This is a genomic window from Pyxidicoccus sp. MSG2 (genome assembly GCF_026626705.1).
GTDB lineage: Bacteria > Myxococcota > Myxococcia > Myxococcales > Myxococcaceae > Myxococcus.
The window spans coordinates 2002653-2022131 of sequence record NZ_JAPNKC010000001.1 but is presented as its reverse complement, the minus strand read 5'-3'; the positions used below and the strand labels follow the sequence as shown (position 1 = coordinate 2022131).

Genomic DNA, 19479 nt, shown 5'->3' with positions numbered 1-19479 from the left:
GCGCGAGCACACACGGCCACGGCACGGCCGTTGCCGGCCGGCGGTCCGCTGCGCGCGCTCACGAAGTACGACAACTCGAAGTTGAAACTGGCGCAACAACGGCGAAACGGCTCAGGGGTATCGGTTCATCCCAGGCGCTTCGTCGTGGGCTGGAGCGTCAGCGTGCTCTTCGCCTGCGACTCCACGGCCTCCCGCGTGTACAGCAGCGGGTGGCACTCGACCTTCTGACTCATGTCCATCAGGTCATCACGGTGCGGGTGGCCCAGGTGCTCAGACTGCCCGGGCGCGTGAATGGCCACTGACTTCGTCAAATCTCCCAGGTCGATGACCACGCGCAGCGCGGTGCCATGGACCACGTCGAAGGGCCGGCTCCAGATGAAGGAGGCGCCGTCCACCGAGTAGGTATCCCCGCGCGCCGGCAGCGCCCGGGTGTTGAAGGCATTGCGCAGCGACTTCGGGCTGCCCGGCCCGCCCAGCACCACGTGCTGGTACGTCACCGTGTGGACGCGGCCCCAGGTCCAGCCCTTCAGCTCGGGGCCGAAGCGCTCGGTCAGCCACTGCAGCGCCGCCGTGAGCGAGCGCCGGAGGATGTCGTCGCGCGTCTCGCGCTCCGGCGTCGTCGGGTCGTCCCACCACGCGTCCTCGGGCTTGCCCATCAAGTCGACGACGAGTGGCATGTGCATGCTGCCGTGCCGCTCGTAGTCGCTGTCCAGGTAGCGCTCCACCAGCTTCGGCCCCAGCTTGTGGCGCAGCAGGGCGCGCAGCACCTGGATGTACCAGGCGTGGAAGACGGTGGCGCCCACGCGGTCCACCTCGAAGCGCAGGTCCCACGCGGCCAGCTCCGCCAGCGCCTTCGCCTGCGCGTCGTCCGCGGGCTTCATCGCCAGCAGGTGCGGGCGCATCAGCTCGGCGGGGATGGAGTACGTCTCCGCCTGGATGCGGCGCATGTCCTCCACCGTGTGCTTCGTGCCCGCCTCCAGCAGGTCCGTAATCCGCCGGGCGCGGTAGCCCGGGAACCAGTTGTGGGCGATGACGTACGGGTAGTCGTCGGACGTAATCTTGTTGTTGGCCGTGGCGGCGAAGCCCGCGGGCGGGTTGAGCGAGGAGGGCAGGTCCTCGAAGGGGATGTAGCCCTGCCACTCGTACTCGCCCGTCCAGCCCGGCACCGGCACCGTGCCCTGGTGCCCCGGGGCGCGGATGGGGATGCGGCCCGTGGACTGGTAGCCCACGTTGCCGTCCGAGTCCGCGTACACGAAGTTCTGCCCCGGGCTCTCCCACAGCTTGCAGGCGGCGCGGAACTCGTCCCAGCTCTTCGCCAGGTTCATGCTCACCAGCGCGTCGATGAGCGGCCGGCTCTCCGCGTGGGCCCACCGCAGCGCCAGCGGCTCGAAGTCCCCGAGCGCGCGGCTCATCACCTTGTTGAGCAGCGGCCCGTGCCGGGTGCTGCGGATGACCACCGCCCCGTTCGGGCCACCGCGCACGGGGAACTCCTCGCGGATGACCTCCAGGTCATGCCAGGTGCCCTGGTACTCGTAGCGCTTGGGCGCCTTCGGGTCGTCCAGCTTCTCGAGGTAGAAGTCCTGGGTGTCCGGTCCCAGGTTGGACATGCCCCAGGCGGCCTTGCCGTTGTGGCCGATGACCACCAGCGGCACGCCCGGCAGCGAGAAGCCCACGTGGTTGAAGCGGCCGCCGTGCAGGCCGTTCTCGTACCAGGGCGACGGCATGCCCAGGCCCATGTGGATGTCGTTGGCGAGCAGCGGCTTGCCGCTGGCGGTGCGCTGGCCGTGCACCACCCAGTTGTTGCTGCCGGTGACGATGTTCGGGTCGCCGAGCACCGCGTCCGTGGCGTCCAGCCCCTCCATCGTCTTCACGCCGCGCAGGCCCTTGTACATCGCCCCCGGGGGGACGATGAGCGGCGTCTGCGGCGCGTGCACGGGCAGCAGCAGCGCGGCGATTTCCTCGCCCGCCTCGGCCACCAGCCGGGCCCGCAGGATTTCCAGCCGGTGGTTGCCGCCCAGCATCATCGACAGCAGGTTGCCGCGCACCAGCGTGTCCAGCGGCGTCCACGGGGCCGGGGTGGTCCCCAGGATGGTGTACTCCAGCGGCAGCGGCTCGTTGGCGATGCGCGCATTCACGCCCGCGCAGTATGCGTCCAGGATGGCGCGCGACTCCGCCGTCACCTGGGGCAGCGTCTTCTCCGCCATCCGGCGCAGTCCCAGCGTGCGCATGATGTGGTCCATGGGGACGACCGCGGGGCCGAGCACGGAGCCCAGCAGGCCGTTGCCGGTGAGGCGGCCGAACTCGAGCTGCCACATCCGGTCCTGCGCGTGCACGTAGCCCTGGGCGAAGAACAGGTCATGCTCGTCCTGCGCGTAGATGTGCGGGGTGCCCCAGGTGTCGCGGATGATTTCCACCGGGCCGTGCAGCCCGTCCACCTGGAACGCGCCCTGCGCGCGGGGCCAGCGGCGGCGGGCGAGCCAGGGGCCCAGGCCGGGCGTGGCGAGGGCCAGCACGGGGGGCAGCTTGCGAAGCAACTGGAGCCAGCGGTTGAAGGTGCTCATGTCTCGGTGCTCCCAGTGGTGGCGAGGCGCGGTGCGGTCCCGACGTCAGCCGCGAGGTCCGCGGGCATGGGCGTGGGCACTTGGGGATGACGCGGTTGGGTGGGCAGGGCGTCCGGCAGCTCGGACTCCACGTTGCGCGTGCGGGGCGACAGCCACAGCACGACGACGTTCGTCAGCATCATCACGCTGAGCATGACGAACATGAGCGCGACGCCTCGGCCCTGGCCGGTGCCAATCACCTGTCCGACGCTGGAGGCGAGCGCGCCGTCCCTGGCCATCAGCGGCTCGAAGACCTGGTCCGCCAGGACGCCGCCCAACAGGGTCACCGCCAGCCCCATGGCCTGGAACACCACCCGGCGCAGGGCGGCGACGCGCCCCTGCAGCTCGGGCGGCACCTTGGTCTGCCAGATGAACTGGTTGCAGGCCGAGGTGAGCGGGAAGGTGAACACGAAGATGGCGGCCGACACGGCGATGAGCGGCACGCTGGGCGGCAGGGCCGCCAGCGGGAGGATGAGCGCGGCCAGGAGGGAGAAGCCCGCGATGCCGAGGATGCGGCGCTGGGGGCCGCCCCAGATGCTGGTGATGAGGCCGCCCGCCAGCGCGCCCATGCCGGCGATGGAGGCAATCCACTTCAGGTGGTCGATGTCCGTGAAGGCCAGCACCAGCGGGTTGATGAGCAGCATCACCATGCTGACGACGAAGCCGCCGGTGGTGATGAAGACCATCAGGCCGAACAGGCCCCTGCGCTCACGGATGAACTGCCAGCCCTCCACCAGGTCCGCCTTCAGGGAGCGCTGACCGGCCTGCTTCGTGGCGCCGCGGGGCGGCACGGGGAAGCGGACGACGATGAGCGCCCCGATGGCGAAGATGTAGGAGATGGCATCCACGAGGAGGATGCCGCGCAGGCCGATGGCACCCAGCAGCGCGCTGGCGATGAGCGGGCCGGCAATCTGGGAGATGGCGGCGCTCAGCTCGGTCATCCCGCTGGCGCGACCCAGGTGCTTGCGGGGGACGAGCAGCGGCACGGTGGAGGTCCATGCCGGAAAGCACATCGTGGAGAAGGCCGAGCCGAGCAGGAGCGGGCCGTAGAAGTACCAGACCTTGATGGTCCACCACCCCGCGCTCTCGCCGGCGAACAGGCCCCAGATGAGGAAGATGCCCAGGGCCGCGCCCAGGTCGCCCACGAGCATGAGCTTGCGCCGGTCCCACCGGTCCGCGAGCACGCCCGCCAGGGGCGACAGCAGCACCAGGGGCAGCGAGCTGAAGAAGCCGACGAGGGCGAAGCCGGTGACAGAGCCGGACGTCTGGTAGACGTACGCCCCGAGCGCGAACGACGTCAGCGACGAGCCCAGCATGGAGAGGAACTGCCCGACCCAGACCGTTCCGAAGGTCCGCATCGAGTAGCCCGGTGAAGGAGGGGCTTGGGGTGTCATGAGGCGTCGCGCTCCAGAGAATCCAGGTGTTTGACGAGCCGCTCCGCCACACGAGGGGCGTTGGGCGCGGTTAGCAGGGTGTAATGGTCGCCCGGCACTTCATACACCGTGAGAGTGCCGCCGAGCCACGCACTCCAGCCCAGGTCCTGGGTGCGAGGCGCCCCGCTCGGGGGCGTGGCGGCCCGGAGGAGGAGTGCCGGGCCCATGTAGGCCCCCGCGGGCACGTAGGTGCGCTGAGCGTGGCTGAGCCGCTGATACACGCGGAAGAGGCGCTCGGCCGCGTCGAGGTCCAGCGCGGGCCCGCCCGAAGGTGAGCGCCGCGCCAGCTCCAGCACGTAGGCCAGCGCGCCGCGGACGTCCAGCCGCCGCAGGTGCTCCACGTCCAGAGGCAGCTCCTGCCACGGCAGCCCGAGCACCCGGCCGAAGCCGGCCAGTTGCATGAGGGCGTCCGGCTCGGGGCGAGGTTGGACCTCTGGGGCGAGGCTGTCGAGGAGGGCGAGCAACTCCACCTGCTCGCCTGCCTGCTGGAGGAGCCGGGCCATCTCGTAGGCGACGATTCCACCGAAGGACCAGCCACCCAGGAGGTAGGGCCCCTGGGGCTGCACGGCGCGGAGCTGGGCGAGGTAGTCGCGGGCGAGGACTTCGATGGAGGCGGCAGACAGCTCGCCTCCGTCGATACCGGAGGCGGACAGGCCGTAGATGGGCCTGTTGCTGCCGAGCAGGCGGACGAGCTCGGTGTAGCCCAGCACGCTGCCGCCGCCGCCGTGGACGAGGAAGAGGGGACGGCCGGTGGCGGTGCCTGCGTCCAGGCGGACGAGGTTGGAGGTGGGGGAGTCGTCGCGCTGCTCCAGCCGCCGTGCGAGGCGCTCGACGGTGGCGCCCTGGAAGAGGGCCGACACGGGCAGTGCGACTCCGATGCGCTCGCGGAGTCGTGCCATGAGGCGCACGGCGAGGAGGGAGTGGCCGCCGAGGGAGAAGAAGTCGTCGGTGGCGCCGACCTTCTCGACGTGGAGCACCTCGGCCCAGACGGCGGCCACGGCCTCCTCGGTGGGAGTGCGCGGGGCGACGTAGGCGGCGCTGGTGGTGGAGGCGTCGGGTGCGGGCAGGGCCTTGCGGTCGACCTTTCCGTGGGTGTTGAGGGGCAGTGCCGCCAGGAAGACGAAGGCGGAAGGCACCATGTACTCGGGCAGCGAGCGCAGCAGCGCGGTGCGGAGCGCGGCCGTATCGAGAGCGCCTCCCTCGGGCGTGACGAGGTAGGCGACGAGGCGCGGGTTGCCGGGGACGTCCTCGCGGGAGAGCACGACGGCGCGACTGACGGTGGGCTCCTGCTCCAGGGCGGCTTCGATTTCGCCCAATTCAATGCGGAAGCCGCGCAGCTTCACCTGGAAGTCGATGCGGCCCAGGTAGTCGAGCTCGCCGTTGGCAAGCCAGCGCACCTTGTCGCCGGTGCGGTAGAGGCGGCCACCGGCCACTGCGCCGAACGGGTCCGAAACGAACTTCTCTGCGGAGAGCTCGGGCCTGCCGAGGTAGCCACGAGCGACACCCGCGCCGCCGATGAAGAGCTCCCCGGGGACGCCGGTGGGGACAGGCTGCATGCGCTCGTCGAGGACGTAGACCTGCACGTTGGCCAGCGGGCCGCCCAGCGTGGGTCTGGAGGCGCCGCGAATGGCGCGGGCAGTGGTGTCGACGGTGCACTCGGTGGGGCCGTAGACGTTGAAGCAGTGGATGAAGGGGTGGGCGGACAGCTTCGCCCACAGCGCTTCGTCCACGGCCTCACCGCCCACGAGCACGCGCAGCGGACGCGAAGCAGCGAGTCCCTCTTCCAGCAGCAGGCGCAGGTGGGAGGGAGAGCAGTCGAGGACGTCGAGTTGGTGCTTCTCCACCCACGCCTTGAGCAGCGCTACGTCCTCACGTGCGGCCTGGGGCACGACGCAGAGGGCATGGCCGTCGGCCACCTGGATGAGTTGCTTCACGGAGGCGTCGAAGGCGAGAGGCGCGTTGAGGCTGACGCGCAGCGCGCCTTCGGCTCCGGCATACACAGCCGAGGCCAGTGCGGTGCGCAGGTTCATCACGGATGCGTGCTGAACCATGACGCCCTTGGGGCGGCCGGTGGAGCCGGAGGTGTAGATGACGTAGGCGAGGTGCTCGGGCGAGGTGACGCGAGGCGGGTTGGCCCCGGACTCGCGCGAGAGCGACAGCGTGGTGGAAGCGTCGTCCAGAGACATCGCTTCCACGGAAGCGCCTTCGAGCTGCGGCTTCAGGTGGCGCTGGGTGAGGGAGAGCCGTGCGCCGCAGTCCTGGAGCATGAAGGCCAGGCGCTCGCGCGGGTATGCCGGGTCCATGGGGACGTAGGCACCACCGGCCTTGAGGACGGCGAGGACAGCCACCACCATGTCGACGCCGCGCTCCATGCAGAGGGCGACGCGCACCTCGGGGCCGACACCGCGCGAGCGCAGGACCTGCGCCAGTTGATTGGCGCGGCGGTTGACCTGCGAGAAGGACAGCGAAGCGGAGTCATCGAGGACAGCCATCGCATCCGGCGTGCGTACGGCCTGGTCCTCGAAGCGCTCGTGCAGCGCGCCCTCCCAGCTGGCCTCCTGGCGCGTGTCATTCCAGCGCACCAGCACCTGCTGACGCTCGGAAGCGGGCAGCAGGGACAATTCACCCACGTGCGTCTCGGGCGCGGACACGGCGGCCTGCACCAGCGTGGTGAAGTGCTCCACCATGCGGGTGATGGTGCCCTGCTCGAACAGGTCGGTGCGGTAGCTCAGTGTGCCCCCGAGGCCCTCGGGGCCCTGGGATAGCGAGAGCGTCAGGTCGAACTTGGTGGCCAGCGCACCGGACTCGAAGGACTCCACGCTCAGCGGGCTGCTGTCCTGCGCACCGCCCTTCACCTCCAGGGTGGCCGTCGGAGCGTTCTGCAGGACGAGCATCACCTGGAACAGCGGCGAGTGACTCAGGCTGCGCTGGGGCCGCAGTTCCTCGACAAGCTTCTCGAAGGGCACGTCCTGGTGCTCGTAGGCGCCCAGCGTGGTGGCACGCACCTTCGCGAGCAGCTCGCCGAAGGTGGCGCGCGGGTCCACCTGGGTGCGCAGCACGAGCGTGTTGACGAAGAAGCCGATGAGGCCCTCTGTCTCCGCGCGGGTACGGCCGGCGATGGGGGAGCCGACGGAGATGTCGTCCTGTCCCGAGTAGCGGGCCAGCAACACCTGCCAGAGGGCGAGCAGGGCCATGAAGGGCGTGGTGCCCTCGCGCTGGCACAGGGCCAGGAGCGCCTCGGTGACGGGCGTGGAGAGCTGCACGGGCAGCCACGCGCCACGGTGGGACTGGACGGCGGGACGAGGCTTGTCGGTGGGCAACTCCAGCACGGGCGCCGCACCGGAGAGCTGCCCGCGCCAGTACCCAAGCTGCTTCTCCAGCGCCTCACCCCGCAGCCACGAGCGCTGCCATGCGGCGAAGTCCGCGTACTGCACCGGCAGGGGATTCAGCCGCGGCTCACGGCCGCTGGAGTGCGCCGCGTAGAGCTCCGTCAGCTCGCGCACCAGCACGCCCATGGACCAGCCGTCGGAGACGATGTGGTGCATCGTCCCGATGAGGACGTGGTCCTGCGCGCCCAGGCGCAGCAGCAGGGCGCGGAAGACGGGGCCGCGAGCCAGGTCGAAGGGACGCTGGGCCTCCTGCGCGGCCAGGCGGCGGGCCTCGGCCTCGCACTCCTCGGCGGACAGTGCGCTCAGGTCCACCACCGGCAGCGGGAAGTGCGGCACGGGGTGGATGACCTGCACGGGCTCGCCGTCATGGACGCCGAAGGTGGTGCGCAGCGCCTCATGCCGCTCGGTGAGCGAGGCGAAGGACTTCTCCAGCGCGCCCACGTCCAGCGGTCCGCGCATGCGCAGCGCAGTGGGGATGTTGTACGCGGAGCCGCCGGGCTCGAGCTGGTCGATGACCCACAGTCGCTGCTGAGCGAAGGAGAGCGGCAGCTCACCGGTGCGCGGCACGGGCACCAGGGGCGGCGCCTGGACGGTGCGCGAGTGCACCGCCGCGTCCACCCGCTTCGCGAGCGCGGAGAGGACGGGCGCCTCGAAGAGGGCACGCAGGGGCAGCTCCACGCCGAAGGTGGAGCGGATGCGGGAGATGACCTGCGTGGCCAGCAGCGAGTGGCCGCCCAGTTCGAAGAACTGCGCCTCCGCGCCTACGCGCTCCAGGCCCAGCACCTGGGCCCACAGGCCCGCGAGCAGCTCCTCGGTGGGGGTGCGCGGGGCGACGTGCTCCGACGTGGAGCCAGGTGCCTCGGGCACGGGCAGGGCCTTGCGGTCCACCTTGCCGTTGGGCGTGAGTGGCAGCGCCTCCAGCGCCACGAGGGCCGAGGGCACCATGTGCTCGGGCAGCCGCTGCCTGGCGGTGGCCCGGAGTGACTCGACGTCCACGGACATGCCAGAGGCGGGGACCACGTACGCCGCCAGGCGCTTGTCTCCGGGGCGGTCCTCACGCACCAGCACCAGCGCCTGCCGCACGCCGGAGTGCGAGGCCAGCACGGCCTCGATTTCACCCAGTTCGATGCGGAAGCCGCGCAGCTTCACCTGGAAGTCGATACGGCCGACGTAGTCCATCGTGCCGTCCGCCCTCCAGCGCACGAGGTCTCCCGTGCGGTAGAGGCGTCCACCGGGCTCGGTGGCGAACGGGTCGGGCACGAACTTCTCGGCGGTCAGCTCGGGACGGCCGAGGTAGCCGCGCGTCACGCCCATGCCGCCGATGCACAGCTCGCCGGCAACGCCGATGGGCACCGGGCGCAGATGCCGGTCCAGCACGTAGAGCCGCGTGTTGGCGAGGCCTCGGCCCAGCGGCGGACGCTGCCCGTCCGGGACGCAGAGGTGCAGGTTGGCGATGACGGTGGTCTCGGTGGGCCCATACGCGTTGAAGAACCGTCGGCCAGGAGCCCACTTCTCCACCAGTTCGGCCGAGCAGGCCTCGCCGCCAGAGAGGATGGTGCCCAGCGTCTCGAGCCCCTGGGTGGGCAGGATGGCCAACACCGAGGGCGGCAGTAGCACCTGGTCGATGGCCTGGCCGCGCAACACGTCCACCAGGGGCTGACCGGGCATCACGTCCTCGCGCGACGCCATCACCAGGGTGGCGCCGTGGAACAGCGCCAGCGTCACCTCGTACACGGAGGCGTCGAAGCTGGAGGACGCGAACTGGAGCACGCGCTGGCCCGCACGCAGGCCCGTGACGCGGGCGATGTCCGCCGCGAGGTTGGGCACGCCGCGGTGGCTCACCATGACGCCCTTGGGGCGACCGGTGCTGCCCGAGGTGTAGATGACGTACGCCAGGTCGTCCGCCGTGCCGACGCGCGCCGGCGCGGAGACCGGGCGGCGCGAGAGGAAGGACTCGGCGGTGTCGAGCGTCAGCACGTCGCCCGAGAAGGAGGGCAGCGTGTCTGTCAGGTGCGAGTGGGTGAGGAGCACCGACGCGCCGCAGTCCTGGAGCATGAAGTCCAGGCGCTCGCGGGGGTAGGCCGGGTCCATGGGCACGTAGGCACCGCCGGCCTTGAGCACGCCGAGCAGCCCCACCACCACATCGAACGAACGCTCCACGCACAGCGCTACGCGCATTTCGGAGCGCACGCCCCTGGCGCGCAGTTCATGGGCAAGCTGGTTGGCCCGCGCATCCAGCTCGCGGTAGCTCAGGGTGCGCTCGCCGAAGCGGAGGGCCTCCGCGTCGGGCGTGCGCAGCACCTGGGCTTCGAACTGCTCGTGGAAGCGGGCGCCGTCCGCGAAGGGAGCGGACGTGTCGTTCCACTGCTCGATGACCTGGCGGCGCTCGTCCTCGCGCATCAACTGGATGCCGGACAGGCGCTGGCGTGGGTTGGTGGCGATGGCCTCCAACAGGGTGTGGAGGTGGCCCGCCATGCGCGCGACGGTGGAGGCGTCGAACAGGTCGGTGTTGTAGTTCAGCGAGCCGTACAGCCCCTGTGGGCCCGGCGTCATCGTCAGCGTCAGCTCGAACTTGGCGACATGGGTGGGCGCCTCCACGGTGGACAGCTTCAGCCCCGGCAGGGAGATGGAGGAGGCAGGCAGGTTCTGCAGCGAGAACATGACCTGGAAGAGCGGCGAGCGGCTCAGGTCGCGCTCGTGCTGGAGCACTTCCACCAGCTTCTCGAAGGGCACCTCCTGGTGGGCAAACGCGCCCAGCGTGGACTCACGCACCCGTCCCAGCAGGGACGCGAAGGTGTCCTCGTCAGTCACGTGGGCGCGCAGGGCGAGTGAGTTGACGAAGAATCCGATGAGGCCCTCCGTCTCCGTGCGGTTGCGGCCAGCGATGGGCGAGCCGACGACGACGTCGTCCTGTCCCGAGTACCGGGAGAGCAGCGTCTGCCAGCTGGCGAGCAACACCATGAAGAGGGTGGCGTTGTGCTGACGGGCGAGCGCCTCCAGTTGCTGCCCCAGCCCCGCGGGGAGCGCGAAGGGGTGCGTCTCCCCGTGGAACGTCTGGACGGGCGGGCGGGGCCTGTCGGTGGGTAGCTCCAGCGCCTTCGGGGCGCTACCGAGCTGCTGCTTCCAGTAGCCGAGCTGCGCCTCCAGCACCTCGCCACTCAGCCAGTTGCGCTGCCACACCGCGTAGTCGGCGTACTGCAACGGCAGCGGCGCGAGGCGTGGTGGCTGACCCGATGCGTGGGCCTGGTACAGGGCTGCCAGCTCGCGCACGAGCACGCTGAGCGACCAGCCGTCGGAGACGATGTGGTGCAGGTTGAGGAGCAGCACATGCTCCTCGGGCGCAAGCCTCAGCAGCGAGGCACGGAAGAGCGGCCCCCGGGAGAGGTCGAACGGGCGGACGCCGTCCTCGGTGGCCAGACGCCGGGCCTCGGCCTCGCGCTGCTCGGTGGGCAGCGCGCCCAGGTCCACCACGGGCAGCTGGAAGTCCGTGACGGGGTGGATGACCTGCACGGGCTCGCCATTGCTGGCGGCGAAGGTGGTGCGCAGTGACTCGTGACGCTCGACGAGCGCGCCCAGGCTGCGCTCCAGAGCCGCAACGTCCAGCGTGCCGGTGAGGCGCACCGGCGAGGGCATGTTGTAGGCGGAGCTACCGGGCTGGAGCTGGTCGATGAACCACAGGCGCTGCTGAGCGAAGGAGAGCGGCAGTGCGTCGGAGGAACCCCGGCGCACGAGGGCGGGCGCCTGGAGAGAGCCTCCCGCCAGGCGCATGGACTCGATGCGCTCGGCGAGGGCGGCGACGGTGGACGCCTCGAAGAGGGTGCGCAGGGGCAGCTCCACGCCGAGCTCGGAGCGGATGCGGGAGATGACCTGCGTGGCGAGCAGGGAGTGGCCGCCCAGCTCGAAGAAGCTGCCGGTGATGCTCACCCGGGGCACGCGCAGGACGGCCGCGAACAGCTCCGCGAGCTTCTCTTCAACGGGAGTCCGCGGTGCGACGAAGGCTTCGGTGGGCGAGCCCTGGATGGCGTCCGGAGCGGGCAGGGCCTTGCGGTCGACCTTGGCGTTGGCGGTGAGGGGCAGGGTGTCCAGACGCACGAGGGCGGAGGGCACCATGTACTCGGGCAGTCGCTCCTTGAGCGCCGCACGCAGCGCGGCGGTGTCGAGGGACTCGGGAGCGGCGACGTAGCCGACGAGGCGCTTGTCGCCGGGGGCGTCCTCGCGCACCAGGGCCACGGCCTGACCGACGTCGGGGAAGGCGAGCAGGGCGGCTTCGACCTCGGCCAACTCGATGCGGTAGCCGCGCACCTTCACCTGGGCATCGGCGCGGCCGAGGAACTCCAGCACGCCATCATTCCTCCGACGAGCCAGGTCGCCTGTACGGTAGAGGCGAGCCCCCGGGACACCGGAGAATGCGTCCGGGACGAAGCGCTCGGCGGTGAGGGCGGGCTGCTCGACGTAGCCCCGGGCCACGCCGTCGCCGCCGATGAACAGCTCACCGACGACTCCAACAGGCACCGGCTGGCCGTGCGCATCCAGCACGTACACCTGCGTATTGCCGATGGGACGGCCGATGGGCACGGAGGAGCCCACGTGCTCCACCGACGTCATGCGGTGGGTGGAGGCGAAGAGCGTGGTTTCCGTGGGGCCGTAGCAGGCGGTGACGGGGATGCGCAGCTCTTCCAGCACGCGGCGGACATGCGGCGCGCTCACCACGTCACCACCCGTGAGCAACTGCCTCACGTTGCGCAGGGCCGGGAAGTTGTTGTCCACCACCTGGGTGAAGAGGCCGGCGGTGAGGTGCAGCGTCGTCACGCCATGCTTCGTGAGGATGGCCTCCAGTTCCTTCAGGTCGGAAGGCGAGTGTGGCGGGAAGACGACGAGCCGTGCGCCATGGAGCAGCGGACCCCACAGCTCCAGGGTGGAGGCATCGAAGGAGACAGGCGCGATGAGGAGGAAGGTCTCATCCGGGCCGAGGTGCGCGTAGTCGTTGCCGAAGAGGGTGCGCAGCACGGCGGCCTGCGGAGTACCGACGCCCTTGGGCCGGCCCGTGGAGCCGGAGGTGAAGTCGATGTACGCCAGGCTCTCGGGGCGTGCCGTGGAAGGCGGCGCGTGCACGGTCTGCGCTTCCACGGGCACGTCCTCCATCACCAGAGTGACGAGCCCCTTCGTGGGCAGCTTCGGGAGCAGCTCGCGCGAGGTGACGAGCACGCGCGGGCGCGAGTCCTCCACCATGGCGGCGAGGCGCTCGCGCGGATACGAGGGGTCGAGCGGGACGTAGGCGCCGCCAGCCTTGAGGATGGCGACGAGGGAAACAATCAGTTCCAGCGAGCGGTCCAGGGCAATGGCCACGCGCGAGTCGGTGGACACGCCCAGGCCACGCAGATGGTGCGCAAGCTGGTTCGCACGCGCGTCCAACTGCCGGTAGGTGAGCTTCTCCTCACCGAACTCGACGGCGACCTTGTCCGCGTACCGGGCTACGACCTGCGAGAAGACCTCGGGCAGGGTGGAGCCGCGCGGGTATTCGGAGGCGGTGGCGTTCCACTGCACCAGCACCTGCCGGCGCTCCGCCTCGGTGAGCATGGACAGGGAGGCCAGGGGCGCGCTCGGCCGGGTGACGAGCGCCTCCACCAGAATCTGGAAGTGCTCCGCCATGCGCGCGGCGGTGGCGGGCTCGAACAGGTCGGTGTTGTAGCGCAGGGGGCCCTGGAAGCCTTCCGACGTCTCGGACAGGCTCAGCTCCAGCTCGAAGCGGACCGTGGGGTTGTTCACCTCGTCCAGCGGGCGCAGCGCCAGTGCCGGCTTCCGGGCCTGCTCCGGGCCTTGCATCGACGCGGCCGTGGGCGCGTTCTGCAGGGCGAAGAGGACCTGGAACAGCGGGCTGCGACTCATGTCGCGAGCAGGCTGGAGCTCTTCCACCAGCCGCTCGAAAGGCACGTCCTGGTGGGCGTACGCACCCAGCGCCGTCTCCTTCACCCGGCGTAGCAGGTGCAGGAACGAGGACCGGTCATCCACCTGGGCCCGCATCACCAGCGTGTTGATGAAGAAGCCGATGAGGCCCTCCAGCTCTCCACGCTGACGGCCCGCGATGGGAGAGCCGACGGTGACGTCCGGTTGGCCGGAGTAACGGGACAGCAGCACCTGGAACGCAGCGAGCAGGGCCATGAAGGGCGTGGCGCCCTCCTGTTGGCACAGCGCATTGAGCTGCTCGGACGCGGCCCGGGACAACGCCACCGGCACGTGCGCACCACGGAAGGTCTGCACGGGCGGACGCGGCTTGTTGGTGGGCAGCTCCAACGTCGAGAGGCCGGAGAGCTGCTTGCGCCACCAGCCGAGTTGCTCGTCGAGCACCGCGCCCTGGAGCCACTCGCGCTGCCACACGGCGTAGTCCGCGTATTGGAGCGGCAGCGGCGGCAGGGGCGAAGGACGGCCCTGGGAGAAGGCTTCGTAGAGGGCAGAGACTTCGCGCACCAGCACGCCCATGGACCAACCGTCGGAGACGATGTGGTGCATGTTGAGGGCGAGCACGTGGTCCGTGGGCCCCAGCTTCAGCAGCCGGGCGCGCATCAGCGGGCCGGTGGAGAGGTTGAAGGGCGTCAGCAACTCCTCGCGCAGGCGGCGCTCCAGCTCGGCGCGGGCGGCGGAAGGCTCCAGGCCACTGAGGTCCGTCGCGTCCAGGGGCAGCTCACCGAGAGGAGCGATGAGCTGAAGGGGTTGGCCCTCCTGCTGGGTGAAGGTGGTGCGCAGGGCCTCATGCCGGTGCACGAGGGCCTCGAAGCCGCGGCGCAGGGCTTCGACGTCGAGAGGCCCGTCCATGCGCACGAAGGTGGGCATGTTGTAGGAGGCACTGCCGGGCTGGAGCTGGTCGATGAACCACAGGCGCTGCTGAGCGAAGGAGAGGGGCAGCGGCCCGGTGCGGGGCACGGGGACGATGGCGGGCGCCTGGGTGCCAGTGGCGGACTGCCGTGCGGACTCGATGCGGGAGGCGAGGGCGGCCACGGTGGGCGCCTCGAAGAGGGCGCGTAGCGGCAGCTCCACTTCGAACGTCGAGCGGATGCGGGAGATGACCTGCGTGGCCACCAGCGAATGGCCGCCGAGCTCGAAGAAGTTGTCGTGGACGCCGATGCGCTGCACGCGGAGCACCTGGGTCCAGAGCGCGGCGAGCTGCTCCTCGGTGGGGTTGCGAGGCGCGACGAAGGACTCCGCCTTGGACATCAGCGCGGAGTCGGGAGCGGGCAGGGCCTTGCGGTCGACCTTGGCGTTGGAAGTGAGGGGCAGGGAGTCCAGGCGCACGAGGGCGGAGGGCACCATGTACTCGGGCAGCCGCTGCTTGAGCGCGGCACGCAGCGCGGCCATGTCGAGGGACTCGGGAGCGGCGAGGTAGCCGACGAGGCGCTTGTCTCCGGGGACGTCCTCGCGCACGAGGGCCACGGCCTGACCGACGTCGGGGAAGGCGAGCAGGGCGGCTTCGACTTCTGCGAGCTCGATGCGGTAGCCGCGCACCTTCACCTGGGCGTCGGCGCGGCCGAGGAACTCGAGCACGCCATCCGTGCGCCAGCGGGCCAGGTCGCCAGTGCGGTAGAGGCGAGCACCCGGGACACCGGAGAAGGAGTCCGGTACGAAGCGCTCGGCGGTGAGGGCGGGCTGCTCCACGTAGCCCCGGGCCACGCCGTCGCCGCCGATGAGCAGCTCACCCACCACGCCGACGGGCACGGGCTGACCGGACGCGTCCACCAGATACACGCGAGTGTTCCCGATGGGCTTGCCGATGGGCACGGAGGTGCCGACCTGCTCGACGTCCGTCATGCGGTGGGTGGAGGCGAAGAGCGTGGTCTCCGTGGGGCCGTAGCAGGCGGTGACGGGGATGCGCAGCTCTTCCAGCACGCGGCGGACGTGCGGCGCGCTCACCACGTCACCGCCCGTCAGCACCTGACGGACGGAGCGCAGGCTGAAGAAGTTGTGGTCCACCACCTGGGTGAAGAGGCCGGCGGTGAGGTGCAGCGTCGTCACGCCGTGCTTCAGCAGCACCGACTCCAGTTCCTTCAGGTCAGAAGGTGAGTGCGGTGGGAAGACGACGAGCCGTGCGCCATGGAGCAGCGGCCCCCACAGCTCCAGGGTGGATGCATCGAAGGAGACAGGCGCGATGAGGAGGAAGGTCTCATCCGGACCGAGGTGCGCGTAGTCGTTGCCGAAGACGGTGCGCAGGACAGCGGCCTGTGGAGTGCCAACGCCCTTCGGGCGGCCCGTGGAGCCGGAGGTGAAGTCGATGTACGCCAGGCTCTGGGGCAGCGCGGCCATCGGAGGCGCCGAAGTCGGCTGTGCCTCCAGGGACACCTCTCCCAACACCACGGTGGCCAGGCCCTCGGTGGGCAGCTTCGCCCTCAGCTCATTCGAGGTGATGAGCACGGTGGGACGCGAGTCCTCCACCATGGCGGCGAGGCGCTCGCGCGGATACGACGGGTCCAACGGGACGTAGGCGCCGCCAGCCTTGAGGATGGCGACGAGGGAGACAATCAGCTCCAGCGAGCGGTCCAGGGCAATGGCCACGCGGGAGTCGGTGGAAACGCCCAGGCCACGCAGATGCCAGGCGAACTGATTCGCCCGCTCGTCCAACTGCCGGTAGGTGAGCTTCGAGTCACTGAACTCGACGGCGACCTTGTCCGCGTACCGGGCTACGACTTGCGAGAAGACCTCGGGCAGGGTGGAGCCGCGCGGGTACTCGGAGGCGGTGGCGTTCCACTCCACCAGCACCTGCTGGCGCTCCGCCTGCGTCAGCATGGACAGGGACGACAGGGGCGTCTCGGACCGGCTGACGAGGGCCTCCATCAGCACCCGGAAGTGCTCGGCCATCCGCTGGGCCGTCGTGCTCTCGAACAGGTCGGTGTTGTAGCCCAGCGAGCCCTGGTAGCCGTCAGGGGTCTCCGACAGGTTGAGCTGGAGCTCGAACTTGATGGTGGGATTCTCCACCATCTCCAGCGGGCGCAGAGTCAGGGCCATCTTCTGGGCCGGCCCCTGGGGCATGGGCGTGTTCTGCAGGGCGATGAACACCTGGAACAGCGGGCTGCGGCTCATGTCGCGAGTCCGCTGCAGCTCCTCCACCAGTCGCTCGAAGGGCACGTCCTGGTGCGCATAGGCGCCCAGGGCCGCTTCCTTGACCTGTCGCAGCACGTCGCGGAAGGAGTGGCGAGCATCCAGCTGCGTCCGCAGCACGAGCGTGTTGACGAAGAAGCCGATGAGCCCTTCCAACTCACCCCGGTTGCGCCCGGCGATGGGCGAGCCGACGGAGATGTCCTGCTGGCCCGAGTAACGGGATAGCAGCACCTGGAACGCGGCCGTCAGGGCCATGAAGGGCGTGGCGCCCTCCTGTTGGCACAGCGCATTGAGCTGCTCGGACGCGGCCTTCGACAGCGCCAGGGGTACGTGCGCGCCACGGAAGGTCTGCACGGGCGGACGGGGCTTGTCGGTGGGCAGCTCCAGCGTGGCGGCGCCGGAGAGGTGCTGCTTCCAGTAACCGAGCTGCTCATCGAGCACCTCGCCCTGGAGCCACTGGCGCTGCCAGACGGCGTAGTCCGCGTACTGGAGTGACAGCGGCGGCAGGGGCGAGGGCCGGCCCTGCGAGAAGGCGTCGTAGAGGGCAGCGACTTCACGCACCAGCACGCCCATGGACCAACCGTCGGAGACGATGTGGTGCATGTTGAGGGCGAGCACGTGGTCCGTGGGCCCCAGCTTCAGCAGCCGGGCGCGCATCAGCGGGCCTGTGGAGAGGTCGAAGGGCGTCAGCAGCTCCTCGCGCAGGCGGCGCTCCAGCTCGGCGCGGGCGGCGGAGGGCTCCAGGCCACTGAGGTCCGTCACGTCCAGGGGCAGCTCACCGAGAGGGGTGATGAGCTGAAGGGGCTGTCCCTCCTGCTGGGTGAAGGTGGTGCGCAGGGCCTCATGACGGTGCACGAGGGCCTCGAAGCCGCGGCGCAGGGCTTCGACGTCGAGCACCCCCTCCATGCGCACGAAGGTGGGCATGTTGTAGGAGGCACTGCCGGGCTGGAGCTGGTCGATGAACCACAGGCGCTGCTGGGCGAAGGAAAGCGGCAGCGGCCCGGTGCGAGGCACGGGGACGATGGTGGGCGCCTGGGTGCCAGTGGCGGACTGCCGTGCGGACTCGATACGGGTGGCGAGGGCGGCCACGGTGGGCGCCTCGAAGAGGGCGCGCAGCGGCAGCTCCACTCCGAGCACCGAGCGGATGCGCGAGATGACCTGCGTGGCCAGTAGTGAGTGACCGCCCAGCTCGAAGAAGCTGTCGGTGACGCTCACCTGGGGCAGGCGGAGGATGGTGGAGAACAGCTCCGCGAGCTTCTCCTCCATCGGATTGCGCGGGGCGGTGAAGGGCGCATCGCCACGCAGGCTCTCCGCGTCGGGCGCGGGGAGCAGGTTGCGCGCCAGCTTCCCGCTGGGCGTCAGCGGCAGCACCTCCAGCATGACGAAAGCGGAGGGCACCATGTACTCGGGCAGCCGCTGCTGGAGGAAGCCGCGCAGGCTCTCGGCTTCCACCGGGCCCGTGGGGACCACGTAGGCCACCAATCGCTTGTCGCCCGCCACCTCGCGCACCACGACGGCCGCGTCGCGCACGCCAGCCGCGGCGCGCAGGACGGACTCCACCTCGCCCAGCTCCACGCGGTAGCCGCGCAGCTTCACCTGTCCATCCAGGCGGCCGAGGAAGTCCAGTGCGCCGTCCGCCCTCCACTTCGCCGCGTCGCCGGTGCGGTACAGCCGCGCGCCGGGCTCGGCGCTGAACGGGTTCGGCACGAAGGCCTTCGCCGTCAGGTCAGGGCGGTCCAGGTAGCCGTGCGCCAGGTGCGAGCCGCCGACGAACAGCTCACCGGGCACTCCCACCGGGCAGGGCTGCCCATGCATGTCCAACACGTAGAGCTGCGTGTGCGCCAGCGTCGTGCCGATGCACGGCAGCCGCGGCCACGTGGACGGCGGCCCCTCCAGCCGGTACGCGGAGACGACGTGCGCCTCCGACGGACCGTACTGATTCTCCAGCACGCACCCGGGCAGCTTCTCGAAGAAGGCCACCAGGGCCGGCGTCACCTGGAGCTGCTCTCCCGCCGTCACCACCTCGATGAGCGCGCGCGGCAGCACGGCCCCGTGCGAGACGGCGTCCGCCATGGCCTGGAGCGCGACGAACGGAAGGAACAGTCGTTCCACCGCGTGCCGGTCCATGAACGCCAGCAGCGCGGGGATGTCCTGGCGCAGGCCGCCCGTGGGCAGCAGCACCGTGCCGCCCATCCACCAGGTGCTGAAAAGCTCCTGGACGGACACGTCGAAGTTGAGCGAGGCGAACTGCAGCGTGACGCCCGCCGGGTGGACGGACTGCCGGTTCTGCCACAGCAGCATGTAGCTGATCGCCCGGTGGGGCATGACGATGCCCTTGGGCCGGCCCGTGCTGCCCGACGTGTAGATGAAGTAGCAGTTGGACTCCGGCGACACGTCGCGGTCCGGCGCAAACGTTGGCCGGCGCGAGATCGCCTCTGCTTCGGTGTCCACGCACACTCGGAGCGCGCCCGTGTTGGCCGGCACCGCGGAGAGCAGGTGCGACTGCGTGAGGACGACCGGGGCCTTCGCGTCGTCCAGCATGAAGGCGAGCCGGTCGGCGGGGTAGGTGGGGTCCAGCGGCAGGTACGCGGCGCCGGCCTTGTGCGTGGCGAGCACGGCGACGGCCATGTCCAGGCTCTTGTCCACGCAGATGCCCACCGTGCCTCCGGCGGGTACGCCCAGCTCCACCAGGTGGTGCGCGAGCTGGTTGGCGCGCGCGTCCAGTTCCGCGTAGGTGAGCGAGCGCGTGCCGTCGCTGACGGCGATGGCATGCGGCGTACGCCGGGCCTGGGCCTCCACCGGGCGATGCACCAGCACGGGCGTGTGTTGCTCGCGCGAGGTGTCGTTGAACTCCTCCACGAGTTGGCGCCGCTCGTCCTCGCCGAGCAGCTTCAGGCGGGAGATGGGCTGACCCGCATCGGCCACGGCCGACTCCAGCAGCCGCACCAGGTGGCTGCCCATGCGCCGCGCCGT

3 protein-coding genes (1 of these 3 cut by a window edge) are annotated in these 19479 nt (G+C 70.4%); all 3 read right to left on the bottom strand.

Annotation, left to right across the window (positions count from 1 at the left end):
• Positions 1-125: 125 nt before the first annotated feature.
• Tightly spaced (each overlapping or abutting the next), the 3 genes in view from OV427_RS07300 to OV427_RS07290 form a layout consistent with a single transcriptional unit that may run on beyond the window.
• A complete protein-coding gene (locus OV427_RS07300; protein ID WP_267855383.1) occupies positions 126-2561 on the bottom strand; it encodes a penicillin acylase family protein in 2436 nt (811 codons plus the stop codon).
• Positions 2558-3994, bottom strand: a complete 1437-nt coding sequence (locus OV427_RS07295; protein WP_267855382.1) for an MFS transporter — start codon at positions 3992-3994, stop codon at positions 2558-2560. Before OV427_RS07295 ends, OV427_RS07300 begins: the two co-directional genes overlap by 4 nt.
• Positions 3991-19479, bottom strand: the end of a protein-coding gene (locus OV427_RS07290; RefSeq protein WP_267855381.1) for a non-ribosomal peptide synthetase. It continues 32079 nt past the right edge of the window; the window shows 15489 of its 47568 coding nt (coding positions 32080-47568); its start codon lies beyond the right edge, outside the window; its stop codon occupies positions 3991-3993. Before OV427_RS07290 ends, OV427_RS07295 begins: the two co-directional genes overlap by 4 nt.

Bases quoted from the DNA above. Each gene is read 5' to 3' on its own strand.
- OV427_RS07300 (WP_267855383.1), bottom strand. From the start codon at position 2,561: ATGAGCACCTTCAACCGCTGGCTCCAGTTGCTTCGCAAGCTGCCCCCC.
- OV427_RS07295 (WP_267855382.1), bottom strand. From the start codon at position 3,994: ATGACACCCCAAGCCCCTCCTTCACCGGGCTACTCGATGCGGACCTTC.